We start from the raw sequence: 19,502 nt of genomic DNA on the forward strand, positions 1-19,502 counted from the left end.
TATAAAATCCTTACGTATGAAGATTATACAAAATGGTCCGATGAAGAAATCAAATATCTTAATATCTTTGCCCAAAGACTTGAAGATTATTCAGGCGAAAAACTTATCTATATTGATATCCGCTCAAAAAATAATACTTATGCAAGGCTTGAAACGGTAAAAGTCAGAATAGGTGAGCTGAATTCCACGCTCAAAACAAGAATTATGCGCCTTAACTCAATAATGCCTCAAATTGAAAATCTTAAAAACAAAATAGACTATATAGATTTAAGGTGGGATGATTCTACCTATATCAAGCAAAGAACACCCGGGTCGGCTCCTGAAGAAGAACTCATTGAAGAAGCCGAACCAACACCGGTTGAAACTCCCGCACCAAAAAAGGAAACTGTAAACCAGCCTGCTGTTCCTTCCGTTCAAACACAAGCGGGGACGCCGGCAGCTCCCCAAAAAACTGCCGCTCCCGCCCAAACAGAGGCAAAAAAAGAACAAACAGTCAAAAAAACTGAAACAAAACCTGTCCAACCAAAGTCTCAGACTGTTGCAGCACCTAAACCTTCAACCGTAAAAAGCAATACAACAGTATCAAAACCCACAGCGCCAAAAGCAAAACCCGAAGCTGAAAAAGAACCTGTTAAGCTTGATGCTCCGCCTGTACCTACAGTTTTAATGCCCGAATAACACAGGCTGTTCTAAAATCTTTAATTCGCCTTTTAAAGAGTTAAAATAATACTCTACATTTAAAGGCAGCGTTGCTTTTGAGGTTTCATGACCTGCGCTAAACCCGTACCCTGCGGGGATTTTATACTTTGAAGTGAGTTTTTCCAGCATTTCAAAAAGCAGCAGTTCGGCTTTCGTTTGATTTTCACATAAGCCGGAAAATTTACCTATCAACAGCCCTTTAATCTGCCCTAAAATTCCTGCCAATTCAAGTTGATAGAGCATTCTGTCTATTTTATAAAGAGGCTCGGCAACATCCTCTAAAAATAAAACTCTGCCCTTTAAATCAGGGAAATAAGGTGTTTGCAACAAAGAACACAAAACCGTCAAATTCCCCCCGCTTAAAGGTGCCTGAACTTCTGCATCAACTATAGAAGTATATGCAAACTTGTTTTCCAGCGGTTTATTTGTATTTTTCCCCTCCAGCGTTTCAAAAAAAGAAGTCTTTGTATATTCATCAACCTCATCACAGCCGAAATCGTCCAAAGAAAAAGCCCCGTGAAAAGTTACAAGCCCTGCATATTTATAAAAAGCGCAATGTAACGCCGTAATATCACTGTAGCCGACAAAAATCTTCGGGTTATTTTTTATAACATTATAATCAATTTTATCAAGAAGGCGCAGGCAGCCGTATCCGCCGCGATTTGCAATAATAGCGTTTATGGAAGTGTCGCTGAATGCACTCATTAAATCTTCGAGCCTGTCTTCATCATCACCTGCCAAATAACCGTTAATTTTCCTTGAATTGGGCATAATTACAACAGAATAACCGGCATTTTCGAAGAAGGCTTGTGCTTTTTCAAATTTTTCCTGATAGCTTACAGAACCTGCAGGCGAAACAAAAGCGATTTTATCGCCCTTTTGTAAAACTTTGGGGTAAATTTTATTTAAGCTCATAACAATTTTCTCATGCCTGTGATAGACTGATTATACAGTACAATTAGTGTTTGGTGAAGAAATTGAGTGAAAAATACGTTCCTTTGTATAGAAAATACCGCCCCGCTTCGTTTAATGAAGTAGTAGGACAGGAAGTAATCGTAAAGACTTTGGGCAATGCTGTTTCACTGAACAAAATTGCTCATGCTTATCTGTTTTGCGGTCCGAGGGGTACGGGCAAAACCTCCATTGCAAGGATTTTCGCCAAGACTCTAAACTGCCTTAACCTCAAGGATACAACACCTTGCGGTAAATGCGCTCACTGCCTTGATATGCAAAATTCGATTTCTCTTGATGTAATTGAAATCGATGCGGCAAGCAACAGAAAAGTCGAAGATGCCAGAAACCTTCTTGAAAAAGTACAATTTTCGCCGGTCTTAGGCAAAAGAAAAATATATATAATAGACGAAGTCCATATGCTTACAACAGAGGCATTCAATACTTTGCTCAAAACGCTTGAAGAACCGCCCGAGAATTTGGTATTCATTCTTGCTACAACAGAATCACACAAAGTTCTGGAAACCATTGTAAGCCGCTGCCAAAAGTTCGACTTCAAGAGAATAACCCCGAAAGATATAGTAAACAGGCTTGAAGAAATTTCTAAAAAAGAAAATATCAATATAAAAAAAGAAGCATTGGAATTTATCGCAAGAAAATCAGCGGGCGGATTAAGAGATGCCATTGCTTTACTTGACCAAAGTTCAATTTTAGCGCAAGAAGACCAACCGGTTACAAAAGAGAATATTTCTACGCTGCTTGGCAGCATAAGTGATGATGATTTGTTTGAAACAGCTTCTATAATTGCAAAAAAAGACGCTCAATCAATGTTAAAATACATAAAAAATATTTTGGATAAAGGCAACGACCCTAACCAAATTTTAAAGGAGTTAACGGGGTATTTTAGAAATCTTATGCTGTTAAGCGTATGCAAAACTCCTGATGAAGGCGCCGCCATTACGGAATTATCCGAAGATATATGCCAAAAATTAATGCGGCAAAGCAAAGACTTTTCTACGGTTGAAATAACTCAAATCATAGAAAAATTATCGGAACATGAAAAAAATCTGAGAAACTCTACAAATCCGTATGTTTGGCTTGATGTAGCTTTAATCTCCATAGCCTCAAGAGAAGATATGACGAACCTGAAAAATCTTACGGAAAGAATAGAAAATCTTGAAAATAATAAAACTTTAATATCTCCGCAGGTAACAAATAAAGAGCCTGTTATTGCCAAAGTCAGGGAATTGCCGAAAGTTGAGGAAATAAAACCGCCTGAAATAACCAAGCCTCGGGAAATAAAGGAAGAACCAAAATCCGAACCCGCAGAAAATATTTCAATGCCTGACAAAGAAGAAATTCCGACCCCGGAACCCGAACAGGAAATTGACTGGCAAATTTTCCTTAACAAAGTTCAAACGATTAATATGGCTGTATTTGCTCTACTTCGTACGCATGCAAAAGCTATTTCCTTAAATTCAAAAAAAATAGAATTAGCGTTCAAAAACGATGTTTTTATCAGCAAGACAAAAAACAAGCAGCAAGTGCTTGAAGCAACTGCAAAAGAGCTGTTTGGAACCTGTCCTTTAATCAATTTAAGATTATTAAGGGATGATGATTTCAAAAAAAAAACAGTAACTGAAAAGGCTTATACCGAAGAGTCTCCCATCACACCTGCTAACAGTACTGTTGCAGAAAAACCGGGCGATACTGTCGAAGAAAACGAAATAGCGGAAGAACTTGAACTGACAAAAACAAAAATCAAAGCAATTTCCGTAGGAAATCCCGAAATATCAGACCAAACGCAGTCAATATTAGAATTATTTTCAGGAAAAATAATAGAGTAACTTCACAAAAGAATAAATTTTGACTAATTAACCAAAAAGCAATACAATAAAAAAAGATTATTTTAGGCTGACTTATAATTAATCATGTTCATATAAAATTAATAACGAGGTAAGAGATGAAACTACATTGGCAAATACTGGTTGCACTTGGTTTAGGTGCAAAACGCAACTGGCACATTTTTATAGCTTTATTACTAGGTATAGCGGTAGGATTGATTTTCCCTGCCGATGTATACCCGTCTGTTAACAAGATTCTGGTGTTTGTAGGTCAAGGATTTATTAAATTAATACAAATGGTTGTAATTCCCCTTGTGGTAAGCGCTATTATCGTTGGTATAGCAAGTATGGGGAACTCAAAACAGCTCGGCAAAATCGGGCTTAAAATGATTTTTTATTATTTCTTAATAACGCTTGCTGCCGTTGTAATAGGTTTTACGTTAGCGTTTTTGCTCAACCCCGGGCAAGGTGCGGAAAACTTCATTGATGCTAAAAGCGCTGCTGCTGCCCAGGCAAGTTTTGAAGCTGTGAAACAACACCATGGCAATGTAGGCAAGATGATTTTAGAGATGATTCCGCAAAATCCTATTGCAGCTTTAGCTAACGCTGATATGGTTCCTCTGATTATCTTCTCTGTACTGTTTGCATTGGCTCTTGCTACTATAGGCGATATTAACAGACCGATTGTGTCTTTCTTTGAGTCGGTATTTGCCGCAATGATGAAACTTACCGATTGGATAATGGTTTTAGCCACTCCCGGTATATTTGCCCTTACAGCCTCCGCTATCTCGCATTTCGGCATAGGTGTGTTTAATAATATCGGAACATACCTGTTGACCTTTGCTTTAGGTGTAATGATACAGCTTTTTGTAACTTATCCAATAATATTAAAAGTGTTCAGCAAAGTTAATGTAATAGCGCTATACAGAGCAGTAGCCGAAGCGCTTATGGTTGCGTTCGGGACAGCAAGCAGTTCCGCAACACTACCCGTTACTATTGCCTGCTGCGAACGACGTGCAGGTATCTCAAACAAAATTTGCGGGTTTGTCCTTCCGCTTGGCGCTACAATGAATATGGATGCAACAGCAATGCTGCAGTGTATAGCCGTTGTATTTTTAGCTCAGGCTTATGGTGTTCCTCTTGATATTCAAACTATCCTGCTTGTCGGATTTTTAGCAGTCGTGGCTTCAAGCACATCTGCAGGTATCCCCGGAGCAGGCTTGATTACAATAGCTCTCATTTTAAACAGCCTTGGTTTATCGCACGAACAACTGGTTGAAGGCTTCGCCTTCCTGTTTGCTCTTGACAGGTTAACAGATATGCTTCGTACTATGGTGAACGTCGCAAGCGATACCGTGGTTGCCGCTGCCATTGCATCTAATGAAGGTGAAATAGATTATGACCTTCTCGGTAACCAAAATGTTTGGAAAGAAGTAGTTTAATATATTGATGGCAAAACAAAAAAATATTATAAATCAGCCGCATAAAGAAATTTTTTTGTACACACCTGCCTCTAAACTGCCTGATGCGCTTAATATTTGGTTTTGTTTTCCAGCTCTATATTCAATAGGGATGTCGTCTTTAGGCTATCTGCATATTTTCAGGCTTATGGACGAAAATCCAAAAGCAAACTGCCAAAGAGTTTTCACCGATACTGCCGATTTCTCGGACCCTAAAGGTCTGGATTTGATAGGATTTTCTTCATCATTTGAGTTTGATTTTTTGAATATTTTTAAAATGCTTGAAGAGTTCAAAATCCCGCTTTCCGCTAAAGACAGAGAAGAAAATTGCCCTTTAATTTTTGGCGGCGGTATAGCTTTGAGTGCCAATCCAAAGCCTATCTCTGATATTTTCGATTTTATACTTATCGGCGACGGTGAAGAAGTTATAAACAAAATAACAGATAAACTCTATGAAATCAGAACCTTAAGCCGCAAAGAGAAACTTATTGAGCTGGCTAAAATAGAGGGGATATACGTTCCGGGTATAAACAACTGCGCGGATGTAAAAAAGCAAACCTGCCGGATTACCAATGCTGTTTACACACCTATTATCACAGCGGATACGCTGTTTGATAATATGTTTGTAGTTGAAGTTACAAGAGGCTGCCCTTTTCAATGCAATTTTTGTTTGGCAAGCCATTTGAACCAGCCTGTCAGATATGCAAGCTATGAAAGTATTATTGAAGCAATAAACATAGGGCTTGAGAAAACAGATAAAATAGGACTTTTAGGCGCATTAGTTCCTGCAAACCCTTGTTTTAAAGAAGTCTGTGAGTATTTATACAAACTTAGAGATACAAAAAAATTTCAAATTTCCATCTCCTCGTTAAGGGTTGACAGTATTGATGACTTGACTGTAAAAACACTGGTCAAATGCGGGCAAAAGAGCGCTACCATAGCCATTGAAGCGGGTTCGCAAAGAATGAGAGATTTAATAAACAAAAACCTCAAAGAAGAAGAAATCTTTAATGCTATTGATATTATTTACAAAAACGGGTTAAAAGCCGTAAAAATCTATGCAATCATAGGTTTCCCCGAAGAAACCCAGGATGATACAGAGGCGCTTATAACCTTGATGAAAAATATAAAACAAAGGTTCAAAACCTTAAAATTAACTTTAGCGCTCAACACCTTTATACCTAAAAGGCACACTCCTTTTGAAAATACACTGCCCGAAAATAAAAAAACTCTTGAGAAAAAACTAAACCTTATAAAAAAAGAAATGCATAAACTCGGCATTGCGCTCAGACCGAGCAGTATCAACTGGGATTGGTTTCAATATGTAATTTCATGTGCCGATGAAAGAGGAAGCGAATTTTTGAAAAAAACTTATTCATACGGCAGCAACCTCGGCAGTTTCAAAAAAGCTTACCGTGATATTTACGATTAATTTTCCTGCGGTTTATACTTACCTTGTATATTAATGGTTAATTCACCGGAAACTTTTAAACTAATCTTAAGTTCGGAAAAATCTTTTAAAATTTTATCAACCAAAGGGTACGTTTTAGGAATTTTTTTAGTGTTCAGATAGACAAAAACATCGGTATCAGACGGCAGTTCAATTTTACTTTTTTGAGAAGTCAAATATTTTTCCAAAATCGCCTGATGCCCTATAAGAAATTTTTCATCATTCAGATTTGTAAAATTCAGATTATACGGCAAATATTTAGAGCTTAGGACATTTACGGTCTGACGGTTAACTTCTATTTGGGAAATTTTCGTATTCTTTTGGAACTGCATTGAATCAAACGCTTTTCTTACAGGCGTTGCTATATCCTTTTTAGTTTCCAAAAGAAGCATAGGCTGCAATTGTTTTTTTTGATTAAACAAATAAAAAACGCCATCCCCTTTTAAATTTTGGGCAATATCAAACTCAAAGTTAAGATTTACGGTATCTTCAAGCAAATTCAGAAGGGTTGTATATTGGTTGTCTCCTATATTTTTACGTAAAAAGGAAAATGATTTCGCAAATAAATCAAAGTTGTTGACCCAAATAACGGCAGCTATATTATTCTCATTAAAAAATTCAACAAAAGGCGTTTCCGGGTTAAATATCGACAAAAGCTCTTTTAACCATACCGCCATAACCAATTTTTTATCCTTAAAAGTTATCACACCGTCGGAAATAAAACCTTCATCGTTATAAGTAACGGAAAAAGCTGTTTTGTCCAAAAAACGTGCAGGCAGGGACATATTTGTAAGCTCATTCAAATAATTAGAATTCAATATAATAAAAGTGGCATTCCTCTTATCTTCAAGATTTTTAACCAGATACTTTATATTTTTACTCTCAAATATTTCAAACTTATTTGCAATAATACGATCTTTCAATAACTCTAATTCTATTTCAGAATCCGATATATATGTATATTCATCGTTAACAAAATAATAAAACCCTTGTTTTTCCCGAATTAAAGTGTCCTCTTCCTCCGTCGTATTATTTTTTAAAATAAATAATACATTGTTCGTAGTTTCTGTATTTTTTATAGCACCCCAGGAAAAAGCCTTGACATCTTTTGTATCAAAAGGCACATCAAAAGACTTTAGTGCCTTTGGCGAATCAAAATCCTTATACACCATCGTATTTGAAGGATAGAATTTTAAAAATCTGCTTTTAACAAGTATATCAGAATATTTAGCCTGCATATAAAATGCAAAAAAAGCAAAAATTAAAATAACCAAAAAGGTTAATATTGCACTACTTTTGCTGCAACATACGTCGTTATCAGAATCAATACTTGTATCTTTATCAGAATTATCGGTCATATTCCCGCCAGGTATAACAGCACTTACAGATGAATTATATCAATAAAATAATAACAAAATCATAAAAATTGCGCAATTGGGTAAATATAGCCTTATATTGTTTATGTTAAAATAATTCTAACTAAAGGTGAAACAATGACTAAAAACATTGCATATATTAATCATACGTTTGAAGATAACGCTTTCTCGTCCGGAGGAGAAAAAGTTAATTTTCAAATTTTAAAAGCTTTAATCGAAAATTTTGAAGTTGATATTTATTTTGTAAACAATAAGTTAGAAGGCGACTATAATATAAAAAACTTCTATCAGATGCCGGAGGAAAATTTTTTACAAAACGCCCTTCAAATTGCAAATTCAAAAAATTACGACGCTACAATTTCAACAAATTTTGCCATTCCTACAGATATAGTCTATCTTCATGAGCATTCAAGGGCATACCGCGAAAAGATTGTCAAAACACCTTTTGAAAATCTTATATCAAGTATCTTTAGCGCCAAAAGACATAAACGTTCCCAGTTTGAAATGGAAGCTCAAAAAGAACTTATATCACAATACAACGTAATACTGACGCCATCATCTGTATTAAAAAACGATTTAATCAACCTTCTCGGTGCAGACGGCAAAAATATTTATATACTCCCGCCATGTATAGATAATACCCTTGAAAACATTGAACCTCAAAGCGAAAAGAGAGTATTTACCTTCGGTCTTATAGCAAGAGGTTTTGACAACAAAGGCGGATATATATTTTTAAATGCGCTCGGCCGGTTAAAAAAATACAACCCGAAATTTCGCGCAAAAATAATCTATCCTTACGAAAAGACGGGATTATTTTTAAGGTTATATTTAAAGCTGTTCGGGCTTGAAAACAGGGTTGAATTTATAAAGTATCAACCGGATATGAATAATTTTTATACAAATATAGATTGCCTTGTAATGCCTTCTAAAAGGGAAACCTTTGGACTCGGTACACTGGAGGCGATGAGTTTTGGCAAGATAGTTGTAATCAGTTCAAGGTGCGGGGCAAAAGATATTATTGAGCATAATAAAAACGGATTTGTATTCGATATAACTAAAAAACCCGATAAGAACCTTGCTAATGTTTTAAAAGATATTTTAGATAAACAAAATGACCTTGATAACCTTAAAATGGCAGCGCTATATACCGCTAAAGAATATAATTTTGAGAAGTTTAAAAGTGAGCTTGAAAGAATTATAAATAATTTCAGCCGTACTAAACAAGAGGATAGCGATATTGAATAATATTATTTCTGTTATTTGGAAATGGCTTTGCATTTCAAGAATTTATGCGCTTCCAATGACAGTTTGTGCATGGCTGATAGTTTTTTCTTACGGTTTAAAACAAGGCGGCAGCCTCACATACGGCGTCATTGCCCTTATGGGTTTATGTTTTGCGCATTTAGGCGCAAATCTTTTTGATGAATTTGCAGATTATATGATTGAAGCGAAAAAAAATAACAACTTTGCAGGACTGAACTTAAAAAAAGGTAAATGCCGGTTTTTAATAAATAAAGAAATAACCCCGAAACAAACCTTTATGGTAGTGCTTTTTTACTTTTTTGCGGCAGCAATAACAGGGCTTATACTATTTTATTTTACGGGATACCCTGTTTTAATCGTTGCATTGCTTGGCGGTATAATAGCAATTTTATACCCCAGATTGCCATACCTCGGACTGGGGGAAGCCGGCATAGGGCTGAACTTCGGGTTCCTCTTGTTCATAGGGGTCTATTATGTTATGACACAATCTTTCAGCCTTAACGTTATTCTTATTGCCATATCAAGCACATTAATCACTCTGGTTCTTCTGCATACCGATTATATGATGGATTTGTCCGCGGATAATATCAATCAAAAGAAAACTCTTTGCACAATGCTGAAAGACAGGCAAAAAGGTTTCTATTTACTTATAATCATGGTTTTTGCAGCATACGTCAATATAGGGCTGCTCATTATTTTTAAAATACTTCCGCCTTTGTCATTAATAACATTTTTATCGCTGCCCACAGTATTTGAATTAATTAAAAACCTGCAAACGTACCTTCAAGACAATAACAGTCTGGTGAAAAAAACCTTTTATATGGGACCGATGGAGGATGAGCAAATACTCGATGTTCAGAGAAAAGCAATAATGCAAAGAATGTTCATTGCAAGAAACACTGCCTTCTTTTTCTCGTTATTTCTAAGCTTAAGTATTCTTTTTAGCTGAGTTTGTTATTGACTTTTGTAAGAAAACCAATTTTGTCGTCATCAGAGAGATTTTTTAAAAGCTCAACGAAAATTCTTACACTCTCATCCTTATCATACCAACGATTTCTGGCTTGTTCACCGGTTGCCATTTTAAAAACGCTTGCAACATCCAGTTTGTCATAAGGTCTTAAATTAATAAGCTCTTGTGTCATAAAAGAAATAACACTCTTTTTCTCTTCGTCATCCGCCTTTTCAAACAAAGAAAATAAAACATTTACCATAGAATTAATTTCGTACCATCTGGAGTTCATAATTTTCCTAAATCCTGACTACTGCGTTATAATTATATCATATAGACTTGTTAAACAAAATTATTTTTTAATAAGGGTTGTTTATGTACTTGATAGAACGAATTGTAAAGTTATTACAAAACAAAAAAGAAGCTCCTGAAATTAAAGAAGAGCAGGAAGAATGCGAACATATATTCCTGCCGATTGACAGCAGCTGCGAGTACTTAGCCTGCAGTAAATGCGGACTTATTATAAAAAACAGCTTAAAATAGTTTATAAAAAAATTTAAAATTCTTCATGCCTGTCATATAATAAAATAAAGGGAAATAAATAGTCGGTATATAAAATGCAAAGTATTGAACAAGATATAAGAAAAAAATTGATAGAAAGCGCCAAAGAAGTTTTCAAGATAGAAGCTGATAGTATATCACAGCTTAGCGAGAGGCTGAACGATTCTTTTGTAGAGGCGATAGAAATCCTTTACACCTGCAAGGGAAGGGTAGTAATTTCAGGCATGGGTAAATCAGGGCTTATCGGTAAAAAAATTGCAGCAACTCTGTCAAGCACAGGAACTCCTTCATACTTTTTGCACCCTGCAGAATCAACCCACGGCGATAGCGGAATTTTAACAAAACAGGATGTTGTCATTGCTATTTCAAACAGCGGCAATACAAATGAATTATTACAATTATTGCCTATCATAAAACGTTTGGGTATTAAAATAATAGCAATCGTAGGAAATGTAAACTCCGTATTAGGCGAAAAAAGCGATGTAGTACTCGACGTAAGCGTTGAAAGAGAGGCGTGTCCGCTGAACAAAGCTCCTACGGCAAGTACGACCGCGACTTTGGCAATGGGAGATGCTCTTGCTGTTTGTTTGCTTAAAAAAAGAGGCTTTACAGCGGAAGACTTTTTGCTTTTCCATCCTTCAGGTTCTTTGGGGAAAGGATTTTTATATACTATTGAAGAACTTATGCATGCGGACTTTGATTTACCTGTTTTAAAATCAGGCGATTCCTTCCAAAAAGCCGTTAATATCATCACCGAAAAACGCCTTGGTATAGGCATTATTGTCGATAACGAGGGAAAAACAACAGGTGTCCTGAGCGACGGTGATATAAGAAGGGCGGTTTTAAAATACTCTGACACTTCTAACCTGACCGTTGATATGGTTATGAATAACAGCCCCAAATTTATAAGAAAAAATGACCTGGCGGCAAAAGCCCTCCAAATGATGGAAACTTACTCCATCACTTCATTACTTATAAACGATGATGACTTAAGACCAATAGGAATTATACACATTCACGATTTATTAAAAGCAGGTGTAGCTTAATGAACAAAATTTTACAAAATATAAAACTGTTAGCACTTGATGTGGACGGCGTAATGACAGACGGCTCCATCACTTATACCGACCTCGGACAGGAGTTAAAAACCTTCAATGCCAAAGACGGTCAAGGCATAGCAATGCTTACTAAACTGGGTTTTCATGTCGCTATTATTACGGCAAGAAATTCTCAAATTGTCGACACCCGCGCAAGAGATTTAGGTGTTAAATATGTTTATCAAGGCTGCAAAAATAAACTTCTGCAGCTTGAAGAGCTAAAAACTACGCTTGGAATAAATTATGATGAGATAGCATATATGGGAGATGATTTGCCTGATATATGCATTCTGGAAAAGGTAGCTGTAAAAGCCTGTCCGAATGATGCCGTTGCCGAAGTAAAACAAATTTGTAATTTTATTGCAAAGAAAAACGGCGGCAGAGGGGCTATCAGAGAACTCACTGATATTTTATATACAGCCGTTAAATTCAAGTCAGACAAAAAAGAACACAAGGTGGATTTACCGCCGGTGAACAGATAGAAAGGCAGCTTATGTACAACTCTAAACCGTTTTTTTTCGATTCAACATTGAGAGATGGTAACCAATCTCTTCGCAAACCCTGGGATTTAAAAGAAAAAGAATTAGTGTTCAGACTCTTAATGGAGCTGGGGGTGCAAGGTGTTGAAGCAGGTTTTGCAGGTTCAAGTGAAATGGATTTTGATGCCTGCCAATATCTGGCTGAAATTGCCAACGAAAGCACGGTTGTCTGTTCTTTAGCAAGAACTGTAGAGAGGGATATAACTATCGCGGCAGATGCAATAAAAAATGCAAAAAAGCCAAGAATACACACCTTTGTAACTTTAAGCCCGTTTAATATGAAATATGTGCTTCAAAAAGACCCTGATGATGTAAGGAAAATCGCAATAGATGCGGTAAGATATGCCCGCAGCCTTATGGGCGAAAGAGGCGAAGTACAATTTTCGGCAGAACACTTTGGCGACTGTTTGGATAATATGCCCTTTGTTATAGATACTCTTCAAGATGTTGTATCAGCGGGAGCAAACGTTATTAACCTGCCGAATACAGTAGAGCGAACACGCCCTATGGACTTTGTTAAAAGGGTTATTCAGGTCGTAAATGAATTGCCAAAAGAAGTAACTATTGCCGTTCACTGCCATAACGACTTGGGTATGGCAACAGCAACAACGGTGGAAAGCTTCTTTGCAGGGGCAAAACAGCTTGAAGTCTGCTTAAACGGACTAGGTGAAAGAGCAGGTAACACAAACCTTTACGAAGTTGCCATTGCACTTCATAATTCAGGAATAGATGTTCCTCTGGATTTATCAAAAATTTATGAAACAGCGCTTACTATTTCCGAAAAAGCGGGTGTAAAAATATATGAAAAATCACCGCTTATCGGTCCTGAAGCTTTGGCGCACAGAAGTGGTATTCACCAGGACGGCGCACTAAAAACCAAAGACATGGAAAAAGGGGCATACAGACCTATTCATCCGTCTTTGATAGGCAGAGATGACGATGAAAAGCTTGGCTTCACAAGTCAGTCGGGTAAAACCGCCGTATTTGAAATAGTAAGCAGAGCAGGCTATCACATTACAATGGAAGAAGCCATCCGTATCACCCCCGCTATAAAAGAAGCAGCGGAAAAAGTAGGAGAACTGCCTACAAGAAACATCATCGACATTTACTTTAAAGAAGTCTTTAAGGTAAAAGGTCCTTTTGCTTTGGAAAACTTTACCCGGTTAGCCGAAGATAAATTCAAGCTGGAGTTTAAGCATTTCGATAAAAGGTACAATATCACGGCAGAAGGCAACGGGCCTTTGTCATGCTGTTTGAATGCTCTTGAAAAAGCAGGTTTCAAGCAAAATCTTGTCCACTATGAACAACAGGCAATGGATGAAGAGATTAAAGGAAGCGGTGCAGACGCTATGACCGTCATTAAACTTGAAGCGCCCGATAAAACCGTAATAACTTGCAGAGGACTTCATACAAGTACCGCAAAAGCAAACGTTATAGCGATATTTAACGGTCTTAATCTGATAGCAGGCATGAAAAAATGAGAAGAGTAATTTTAATCGTAATTGATTCAGCCGGTGTCGGAGCAATGGAAGATGCACCGGAATATTCGGATGCTCTTACCTGCAATACCCTTGCTAATACCGCAAAAATCGAAGGAGGGCTTAATCTTCCGGTAATGCAAAAAATGGGACTTGGCAATATTATCCCTATAGAGGGAGTTGCGCTGGAAGAAATTCCGACAGGCAGTTTCGGTAAAATGAGGGAAAAATCAAAAGGCAAAGACACAACAACAGGACACTGGGAAATAGCGGGACTTATTCTTAATAATCCTTTTAAGACATATCCTGACGGGTTTCCGCAGGAATTGATAGAGGAATTTATTACTAAAACAAACTGCGGCGGTATTTTAGGCAATATCCCCGCATCGGGAACAGAAATTATTAATAATCTCGGTGAAGAACATATTAAAACAGGCTTTCCTATCGTATATACAAGCGCCGACAGCGTATTTCAAATAGCGGTTCACATAGAGGTAACACCGCTTGAAACACTATATCAGTGGTGCGAAGTTGCAAGAGAACTGCTTGATGAAAAATATAACGTTTCAAGGGTGATAGCCAGACCCTTTGAGGGAACTGCGGGGAGCTTTAAAAGAATATCAAAAAACAGGCATGATTATTCACTTATGCCTCCGTCCGACACAATGCTTAATCTGATTGAAAAAGACGGCAAAGAAGTCTTTGGCGTCGGAAAAATAGAAGATATTTTCGTTAAATCAGGCGTAACAAGAGCGGTTCATATTTCTTGCAACAAAGAAGGGCTTGAATATACCTTAGACGCAATAAAAAATTCGCAAAGCAGTCTTATCTTCACTAATCTTGTTGACACAGATATGCTGTACGGACACAGGAGAGATGCCTCAGGTTATAAAAACGCGCTTGAAGAAATTGACAGCTATCTTGAAAAAATAACCGGCGCAATGAAAGAGGACGATTTGCTTATTATAACCGCAGACCACGGCTGTGACCCCACGGCGAACGGTTCTGACCATACAAGAGAATATGTTCCCGTACTTGTTTACGGCAAAAACAACACCCCTTGTAATCTTGGGGTGAGAAACTGTTTTTGCGATATTTCGGCAACTGTACTCAAATACCTCGGCATTAACGGAGAACTTGAAGGCATGGCTTTTGAAGGGATAGCATTTTGAGTATCTCATTGGTTGAAATAATTATATTGGCATTGGCATTATCTATAGATGCTATGGTAATGAGCTTTTCACAAGGTTTAATATTCAGGGTGAATAAGCGGAAAAATTCGCTTATATTAGCCTTTAGTGTGGGATTTCTTCAATTTCTTATGCCGATTATCGGATATTTTTTAGCCCAAAATATTTATAAATATTTGCATACTTTCGACCGATGGATAGTTTTTACTATCTTTATGTTACTTGGAATAAAGTTTATTAAAGAAGCGTTCGATGAAAAAGACTGCTGCGAAGTCAAATGTTTATCGATAGGATGTGTTTGTTTTATTTCTTTTGCCACCAGCATAGATGCTTTTGGTGCGGGTATTTCGCTTTGCTTCAGCAAGTCAGAAATCCTTGTACCTGCTATGATTATCGGAATTATAACCTTTATCAATTCGCTTATAGGTTTTTGGGGCGGTTATTTATTCAAACATTTCCCCTCGAAAAACCTGGAAATTCTTGCAGGGCTTATTTTAATAGCTTTGGCTATAAAATCTTTACTTTTTTAAGTATCAAAATTTTTTTTTCATCGGGTTATAATAATCAGCGACGAGTCGGAATAACTTATGAAAATCAGACATTCTATGCTAACAGGGATAATTCTTGCCTCCGTGGGCGGGTACAAAATTTATAGCGACTATAAAGAATCTTCCCCTGAAAACAAGAAAAAAACACTTATTAAAAATGTTTCAGTAATAGGGGCATGTGCTTTGGGTGTTTTTGGCATGGATAAATTTGTTTCCAGAAATCTTAACAATAAACAAATTCAATCTTGTTTTGAATTCATCCTTAAACCTCTTGAAAAAACAGGCTTTATAAAAAATTTCATCGGTAAATTCACGAAGAAAAAACCCACAGATATTTTAAAAATACCTGCAGTATCAGAAATTACAGCTGACTGCACGAAAAACCTGATACTTACCTTAACAGGTTTAATCAGCGGACTGGGCGGAGGGTTGCTGGTAGATAAATTTATAAACAAAGAAAAAAGCCCTTATTTAAAACATCCTCCCCAAAAACCGAGTATTGAAACAGAGGAACCGTTTGTTGTCATTGAAGATTTAACACCGGCTTCACGCAACAAAAAAATACAACAAATAATCTTCAATGATAAATCAAGAAATTTAATATCTAATACTTCCAAAGTATTTGGAACAGCGGGCTTCTTCATAAATCCGCTTGATAAGCCTTTTATAGTCCTAGACGGTTTATCTGTGGCAAATGAAAAAAGTGTTGATAAAATAATAGAACAAACAACACAGGGAATCATAGCGGAAACACTTGTACCTACGCTATTTATGTCATTAACCAACTCTGTTTTAAAAAGTAAACAATGGTTTATAAGACTACCGGCTATAGGCGGAGCGTTGGTATTAGGCTCTTTCACAGGAAATAAGGCGGGAGCGTTGTTCAATAAAAAAATAACGGAAGAAATATTTAAGTATTTTAAGTAACATACAAATATGATTATGATTTATGTTCTTGCATTATTTGGTTTTTACAATTAAAATGGTTGTATAATGCATGCTATATTTCGGTTTATTGTTAATGTGGTTAAGTTAAGGGAAAGTTGTAAGGTATCTCTAAAATGTATATAAACAAATGTTCAAAATGTGGTGCGGAATTTGAGACAAAAAACCCAAAGAGAGTAATATGTCCTGCCTGCCTGTATCCGGATAGAAATCCGTTATTGAATAATCAGGAAAATAAAGACTCAAACCAGGAAGATCAACAAAACCCTCAAGATGAGTCGCAGCAAAAAACTTTTAATAAAGAAGAACAGTCCCAAGGCGGCTACAGCAGAGATAACGCCTATCCTCGCCAACAAGGCGGTTACAACCGCGATAACAGAGAAGGCGGATACAATCGACCTCAAGGGGGTTATAACCGCGATAACAGAGAAGGTGGATACAATCGTCCTCAAGGAGGGTATAACCGCGACAATAGAGAAGGCGGATACAATCGACCTCAAGGAGGATATAACCGCGATAACAGAGAAGGCGGATATAATCGACCTCAAGGAGGATATAACCGCGATAACAGAGAAGGCGGATACAACCGTCCTCAAGGAGGTTATAACCGCGACAACAGAGAAGGCGGATATAATCGACCTCAGGGAAGTTACAATCGTGATGGCGGATACAACAGAAACAGCAGTTTCAACCGAGGCGCTCCCCGTCCCGGAGGATTTAACAGAGGCGGCAGACCTCAAGGTGGGCAAGGAGGACGCAGGCCTGCACAAAGAGCTTTGCTTATTTCAAGAGAACAGGTAGCAATGATAGAAGTTTTATACAAAAGAATGCTCCCTCTTCCCAACCCTGATGCCCACGAAATTATAGGGGCAGAAATAGGACTTGAACCAAATAAGGTGTTTTTCGGGATAAATTTGGTAAGGCAAAAGCTGCACTTGCCTAAATTACCTTTCCCCAAGAGAAAATTAGCAATTACTCCCGAACAGCTAATGGCTATTAAAAGTTTATATGAACCTCTTTTACCTCTTCCCCCGATAGGCTGCCATAAAATCATAGCAGGACAGCTCAAAATGGATGAATGGAGAGTTCACGTCGGAATAGGTTTAGTCCGTAAACAGCTCGGGCTTGACAGATGGAATCAGGAAAGGGATGATGTTCCCCCTGAATTGATGAAAAAATCTGAAGCCGCCCCTGAAGAAAAAGAAGAAAAACCTTCAAAAGATAAAAAATAAATTATTTATTTTTAAGCGCTTCTTTTAGTGCTATTTCAAGGGTTTCAATTTTAGCTTCAAGCCGTTTTACTTTATCTTCGTTTTCCTCTGAAATTACGGCAAGTTTTTCGGCTTTGTTAACGTGCTTAAACGACTGTTGATTCAGCTGTTTCAACTCGTAAAGGTCAAATAAATACCCCATGGAAAAACCCAAAAACCCGCTTAATAAAACAACAAAAGCCACACTAAAAGTAAAATCCGAAACCGTTATATTTAGGTTCCTGGTTAAATAAGCAGACAAAACGATTATTAGCATTAAGACAATATCAATTAATATACAAAAATTTTTCATAAAAACCCCGTACGAGAATAACCTTATTTAAGAATATCACAGGGATTGTGAAGAATTCAAGATTTAATTGAAAATAATATTATTGAACGATTTTTAAACAACGGTTAATTATGTTATTATCAAGTAGTTACGTAGCAGATTAGGAATTATTATGGCGCAGCAATATCATCAAAATACACAGCAAATAAAGACCCGCAAAGCCATTTTGATTTTTTTAAAACATGTAGGACCGCCGGTGGTGCTTTATGTTGATAATACGGAAGAAACTTATGAAGAGTTGAAACAGCTTATGGAAAAAAGCTCTCCAGCATCGCCAAAACTTATCGAAAAACAGGGTAAGGGTCCTGTTAAGTCATTATCCTTGCTTGATACCCAAATTGCGGGAATTGCAATTCAGGAAGAAAACTTTGTTTAATTTATTAAGAACTGTGCAAAGTTATTAAATTTTGATATAATTTAGCCAGTTATGAGGGGTATATGTTACCGATAATCACAGAAGAACAAAAAGACTTAATATTTGCCGAAATCCTAAAAGACCTCCACTCTTGGCGCAGAGGGATGATTCATTATATGAAAGATGAAAACCCCGAGGTTAACGCGGCTATTATTGATATTGCAACAAATACCAATCTCGACCCTAAGGCGGTAGCGTTAGGCGCTTATATGATTTATAAAATACTTGAAATGGCAGATGCCCAGCAAAATGAAGGTATCCAGCAATTTTTAGATGACCAGGAATAATTTGTAAACTTATGTAAATAAAATACATAAAAACCTAAAGTTTTTACAAAATTAGCCGACATAAGAATTATGTTAGGTTAAGGAGTAAAGTCATGGGTTTAAAAGAGTTTTTTTCCACTATCTCAAGGCATATAAAAAAAAGAGAAAACATTGCTATGTTTAATTTGTTAGAGTTTTACTTTGACGAAGAAGAACAAGGGCAAGATATTGAGCCTACTGAAATGGATATATCAGAATGCTACAGAACAAGATTAATTAACGAAATGTAAGGGATATAGATATGGAAACAAAAAAATTAAGCATGAGAAAATCTGTTCTTAATAACTTAATGGATATGATTTCGGAACTTGAAAAAAAGTCCTTGGAGGACGCATCTATGGTAGTAGAAGAATATCTTTTGAATGAAACCATGGTTCAAAATGAAGAAGAGCCTGTTTTGCAAAAAATAGCGAATTCATATTTGAACGCGGGTAAGAACGAAGATATTCGAAGTATAGAAGAAGAGATCACAGGGGCGGATTTGCGGTAGGGCACCGTGTGAGCCAAAGGCGAACCCAGCCCGTAAGTCAAAGGAAAACGATGAGTTTTCCGAAGACCCGCATAATCCAAGACAGCGGATTTGCGGTAGGCTGACCGAAGGGAATGCCGTAAGTGCAATAGCCGAATTGAGCGAAAACTTTTTCGTCAGAAAAATGTTGTAGCGAAATGGAAGGCTATGCGTACCCGCATAATCCAAGACAGCGGATTTGCGGTAGGCTGACCGAAGGGAATGCCGTAAGTGCAATAGCCGAATTGAGCGAAAACTTTTTCGTCAGAAAAATGTTGTAGCGAAATGGAAGGCTATGCGT

Annotated in this window: 23 protein-coding genes; 19 read left to right on the plus strand and 4 right to left on the minus strand. The window is 37.0% G+C overall.

Annotated features, from left to right (window positions below):
- A partial coding sequence (locus tag PHX18_03710; GenBank protein MDD3593716.1) for a cell division protein FtsQ/DivIB occupies nucleotides 1-678 on the plus strand: 678 nt, incomplete at its 5' end.
- Here PHX18_03710 and PHX18_03715 read toward each other — a convergent pair.
- Entirely contained in the window at nucleotides 664-1,614 is a 951-nt protein-coding gene (locus PHX18_03715; GenBank protein MDD3593717.1) for an LD-carboxypeptidase, read from the minus strand. The genes PHX18_03710 and PHX18_03715 overlap by 15 nt on opposite strands.
- A 53-nt stretch (nucleotides 1,615-1,667) precedes the next feature.
- Between PHX18_03715 and dnaX the strand changes: the two genes are divergently transcribed.
- From dnaX to PHX18_03730, 3 genes are all read left to right on the plus strand, one after another.
- Entirely contained in the window at nucleotides 1,668-3,497 is a 1,830-nt protein-coding gene (gene dnaX / locus PHX18_03720) for a DNA polymerase III subunit gamma/tau (protein ID MDD3593718.1), read from the plus strand.
- Nucleotides 3,498-3,613: 116 nt separating this feature from the next.
- Entirely contained in the window at nucleotides 3,614-4,936 is a 1,323-nt protein-coding gene (locus tag PHX18_03725) for a dicarboxylate/amino acid:cation symporter (GenBank protein MDD3593719.1), read from the plus strand.
- Between the two features lie 7 nt (nucleotides 4,937-4,943).
- Nucleotides 4,944-6,386: a radical SAM protein gene (locus PHX18_03730; protein MDD3593720.1), complete on the plus strand. Its 1,443-nt coding sequence runs from the start codon at nucleotides 4,944-4,946 to the stop codon at nucleotides 6,384-6,386.
- Here the strand turns inward: PHX18_03730 and PHX18_03735 are convergent.
- Nucleotides 6,383-7,762 carry a hypothetical protein gene (locus PHX18_03735; GenBank protein ID MDD3593721.1) on the minus strand — a complete coding sequence of 460 codons (1,380 nt, stop codon included), beginning with the start codon at nucleotides 7,760-7,762 and terminating at the stop codon, nucleotides 6,383-6,385. The genes PHX18_03730 and PHX18_03735 overlap by 4 nt on opposite strands.
- Before the next feature lie 135 nt (nucleotides 7,763-7,897).
- On the opposite strand from PHX18_03735, the gene PHX18_03740 reads away from it, so the two are divergent.
- Complete coding sequence (locus PHX18_03740; protein MDD3593722.1) at nucleotides 7,898-9,025, plus strand: glycosyltransferase family 4 protein; 1,128 nt, start codon at nucleotides 7,898-7,900, stop codon at nucleotides 9,023-9,025.
- Nucleotides 9,018-9,992 carry a prenyltransferase gene (locus PHX18_03745; GenBank protein MDD3593723.1) on the plus strand — a complete coding sequence of 325 codons (975 nt, stop codon included), beginning with the start codon at nucleotides 9,018-9,020 and terminating at the stop codon, nucleotides 9,990-9,992. Before PHX18_03740 ends, PHX18_03745 begins: the two co-directional genes overlap by 8 nt.
- Here PHX18_03745 and PHX18_03750 read toward each other — a convergent pair.
- Nucleotides 9,985-10,284 carry a hypothetical protein gene (locus PHX18_03750; GenBank protein ID MDD3593724.1) on the minus strand — a complete coding sequence of 100 codons (300 nt, stop codon included), beginning with the start codon at nucleotides 10,282-10,284 and terminating at the stop codon, nucleotides 9,985-9,987. The two genes, PHX18_03745 and PHX18_03750, sit on opposite strands and share 8 nt — an antisense overlap.
- A gap of 83 nt (nucleotides 10,285-10,367) precedes the next feature.
- Here PHX18_03750 and PHX18_03755 point away from each other — a divergent pair, with 83 nt between their 5' ends.
- The 9 genes from PHX18_03755 to PHX18_03795 all read left to right on the plus strand — a co-directional run bounded on the left by PHX18_03755 (nucleotide 10,368) and on the right by PHX18_03795 (nucleotide 17,582).
- Nucleotides 10,368-10,535, plus strand: a complete 168-nt coding sequence (locus PHX18_03755) for a hypothetical protein (protein ID MDD3593725.1) — start codon at nucleotides 10,368-10,370, stop codon at nucleotides 10,533-10,535.
- 74 nt (nucleotides 10,536-10,609) lie between these two features.
- A complete protein-coding gene (locus PHX18_03760; GenBank protein MDD3593726.1) occupies nucleotides 10,610-11,599 on the plus strand; it encodes a KpsF/GutQ family sugar-phosphate isomerase in 990 nt (329 codons plus the stop codon).
- Nucleotides 11,599-12,132 carry an HAD hydrolase family protein gene (locus PHX18_03765; protein MDD3593727.1) on the plus strand — a complete coding sequence of 178 codons (534 nt, stop codon included), beginning with the start codon at nucleotides 11,599-11,601 and terminating at the stop codon, nucleotides 12,130-12,132. Before PHX18_03760 ends, PHX18_03765 begins: the two co-directional genes overlap by 1 nt.
- Nucleotides 12,133-12,143: 11 nt before the next feature.
- Entirely contained in the window at nucleotides 12,144-13,670 is a 1,527-nt protein-coding gene (locus PHX18_03770; GenBank protein MDD3593728.1) for an alpha-isopropylmalate synthase regulatory domain-containing protein, read from the plus strand.
- The gene (locus PHX18_03775; GenBank protein ID MDD3593729.1) at nucleotides 13,667-14,839 is read left to right on the plus strand and encodes a phosphopentomutase; all 1,173 of its coding nucleotides are present in this window, start codon (nucleotides 13,667-13,669) and stop codon (nucleotides 14,837-14,839) included. Before PHX18_03770 ends, PHX18_03775 begins: the two co-directional genes overlap by 4 nt.
- Nucleotides 14,836-15,387, plus strand: coding sequence for a manganese efflux pump MntP family protein (locus tag PHX18_03780; protein ID MDD3593730.1), 552 nt, complete (start codon nucleotides 14,836-14,838; stop codon nucleotides 15,385-15,387). The genes PHX18_03775 and PHX18_03780 overlap by 4 nt, the downstream gene beginning before the upstream one ends.
- A gap of 57 nt (nucleotides 15,388-15,444) precedes the next feature.
- Complete coding sequence (locus PHX18_03785) at nucleotides 15,445-16,332, plus strand: hypothetical protein (GenBank protein MDD3593731.1); 888 nt, start codon at nucleotides 15,445-15,447, stop codon at nucleotides 16,330-16,332.
- A 291-nt stretch (nucleotides 16,333-16,623) separates the two neighbouring features.
- Nucleotides 16,624-17,151 carry a hypothetical protein gene (locus PHX18_03790; GenBank protein MDD3593732.1) on the plus strand — a complete coding sequence of 176 codons (528 nt, stop codon included), beginning with the start codon at nucleotides 16,624-16,626 and terminating at the stop codon, nucleotides 17,149-17,151.
- A 2-nt stretch (nucleotides 17,152-17,153) separates the two neighbouring features.
- Nucleotides 17,154-17,582: a hypothetical protein gene (locus tag PHX18_03795; protein MDD3593733.1), complete on the plus strand. Its 429-nt coding sequence runs from the start codon at nucleotides 17,154-17,156 to the stop codon at nucleotides 17,580-17,582.
- Nucleotide 17,583: 1 nt separating this feature from the next.
- On the opposite strand, the gene PHX18_03800 is transcribed toward PHX18_03795, so the two are convergent.
- Nucleotides 17,584-17,913, minus strand: coding sequence for a hypothetical protein (locus tag PHX18_03800; GenBank protein ID MDD3593734.1), 330 nt, complete (start codon nucleotides 17,911-17,913; stop codon nucleotides 17,584-17,586).
- A gap of 151 nt (nucleotides 17,914-18,064) precedes the next feature.
- Here PHX18_03800 and PHX18_03805 point away from each other — a divergent pair, with 151 nt between their 5' ends.
- From PHX18_03805 to PHX18_03820, 4 genes are all read left to right on the plus strand, one after another.
- Nucleotides 18,065-18,328, plus strand: coding sequence for a hypothetical protein (locus PHX18_03805; GenBank protein ID MDD3593735.1), 264 nt, complete (start codon nucleotides 18,065-18,067; stop codon nucleotides 18,326-18,328).
- A gap of 62 nt (nucleotides 18,329-18,390) precedes the next feature.
- Entirely contained in the window at nucleotides 18,391-18,654 is a 264-nt protein-coding gene (locus PHX18_03810) for a hypothetical protein (protein ID MDD3593736.1), read from the plus strand.
- Nucleotides 18,655-18,746: 92 nt separating this feature from the next.
- The gene (locus PHX18_03815) at nucleotides 18,747-18,923 is read left to right on the plus strand and encodes a hypothetical protein (protein MDD3593737.1); all 177 of its coding nucleotides are present in this window, start codon (nucleotides 18,747-18,749) and stop codon (nucleotides 18,921-18,923) included.
- Nucleotides 18,924-18,934: 11 nt separating this feature from the next.
- On the plus strand, nucleotides 18,935-19,183 hold the full coding sequence (locus PHX18_03820) for a hypothetical protein (GenBank protein ID MDD3593738.1): 249 nt from the start codon (nucleotides 18,935-18,937) through the stop codon (nucleotides 19,181-19,183).
- Nucleotides 19,184-19,502 lie beyond the last annotated feature (319 nt).

The sequence above is a fragment of the Candidatus Gastranaerophilales bacterium genome, from assembly GCA_028696075.1.
GTDB lineage: Bacteria > Cyanobacteriota > Vampirovibrionia > Gastranaerophilales > JAILCC01 > JAQVHS01.

Coding starts and splice junctions, on each gene's coding strand:
- PHX18_03755 (MDD3593725.1), top strand. CDS start 10,368: ATGTACTTGATAGAACGAATTGTAAAGTTATTACAAAACAAAAAAGAA.
- PHX18_03740 (MDD3593722.1), top strand. CDS start 7,898: ATGACTAAAAACATTGCATATATTAATCATACGTTTGAAGATAACGCT.
- PHX18_03730 (MDD3593720.1), top strand. CDS start 4,944: ATGGCAAAACAAAAAAATATTATAAATCAGCCGCATAAAGAAATTTTT.
- PHX18_03750 (MDD3593724.1), bottom strand. CDS start 10,284: ATGAACTCCAGATGGTACGAAATTAATTCTATGGTAAATGTTTTATTT.
- PHX18_03785 (MDD3593731.1), top strand. CDS start 15,445: ATGAAAATCAGACATTCTATGCTAACAGGGATAATTCTTGCCTCCGTG.
- PHX18_03775 (MDD3593729.1), top strand. CDS start 13,667: ATGAGAAGAGTAATTTTAATCGTAATTGATTCAGCCGGTGTCGGAGCA.
- PHX18_03795 (MDD3593733.1), top strand. CDS start 17,154: ATGATAGAAGTTTTATACAAAAGAATGCTCCCTCTTCCCAACCCTGAT.
- PHX18_03815 (MDD3593737.1), top strand. CDS start 18,747: ATGGGTTTAAAAGAGTTTTTTTCCACTATCTCAAGGCATATAAAAAAA.
- PHX18_03790 (MDD3593732.1), top strand. CDS start 16,624: ATGAGTCGCAGCAAAAAACTTTTAATAAAGAAGAACAGTCCCAAGGCG.
- PHX18_03805 (MDD3593735.1), top strand. CDS start 18,065: ATGGCGCAGCAATATCATCAAAATACACAGCAAATAAAGACCCGCAAA.
- PHX18_03735 (MDD3593721.1), bottom strand. CDS start 7,762: ATGACCGATAATTCTGATAAAGATACAAGTATTGATTCTGATAACGAC.
- PHX18_03715 (MDD3593717.1), bottom strand. CDS start 1,614: ATGAGCTTAAATAAAATTTACCCCAAAGTTTTACAAAAGGGCGATAAA.
- PHX18_03800 (MDD3593734.1), bottom strand. CDS start 17,913: ATGAAAAATTTTTGTATATTAATTGATATTGTCTTAATGCTAATAATC.
- PHX18_03760 (MDD3593726.1), top strand. CDS start 10,610: ATGCAAAGTATTGAACAAGATATAAGAAAAAAATTGATAGAAAGCGCC.
- PHX18_03810 (MDD3593736.1), top strand. CDS start 18,391: ATGTTACCGATAATCACAGAAGAACAAAAAGACTTAATATTTGCCGAA.
- PHX18_03820 (MDD3593738.1), top strand. CDS start 18,935: ATGGAAACAAAAAAATTAAGCATGAGAAAATCTGTTCTTAATAACTTA.
- PHX18_03770 (MDD3593728.1), top strand. CDS start 12,144: ATGTACAACTCTAAACCGTTTTTTTTCGATTCAACATTGAGAGATGGT.
- PHX18_03765 (MDD3593727.1), top strand. CDS start 11,599: ATGAACAAAATTTTACAAAATATAAAACTGTTAGCACTTGATGTGGAC.
- PHX18_03725 (MDD3593719.1), top strand. CDS start 3,614: ATGAAACTACATTGGCAAATACTGGTTGCACTTGGTTTAGGTGCAAAA.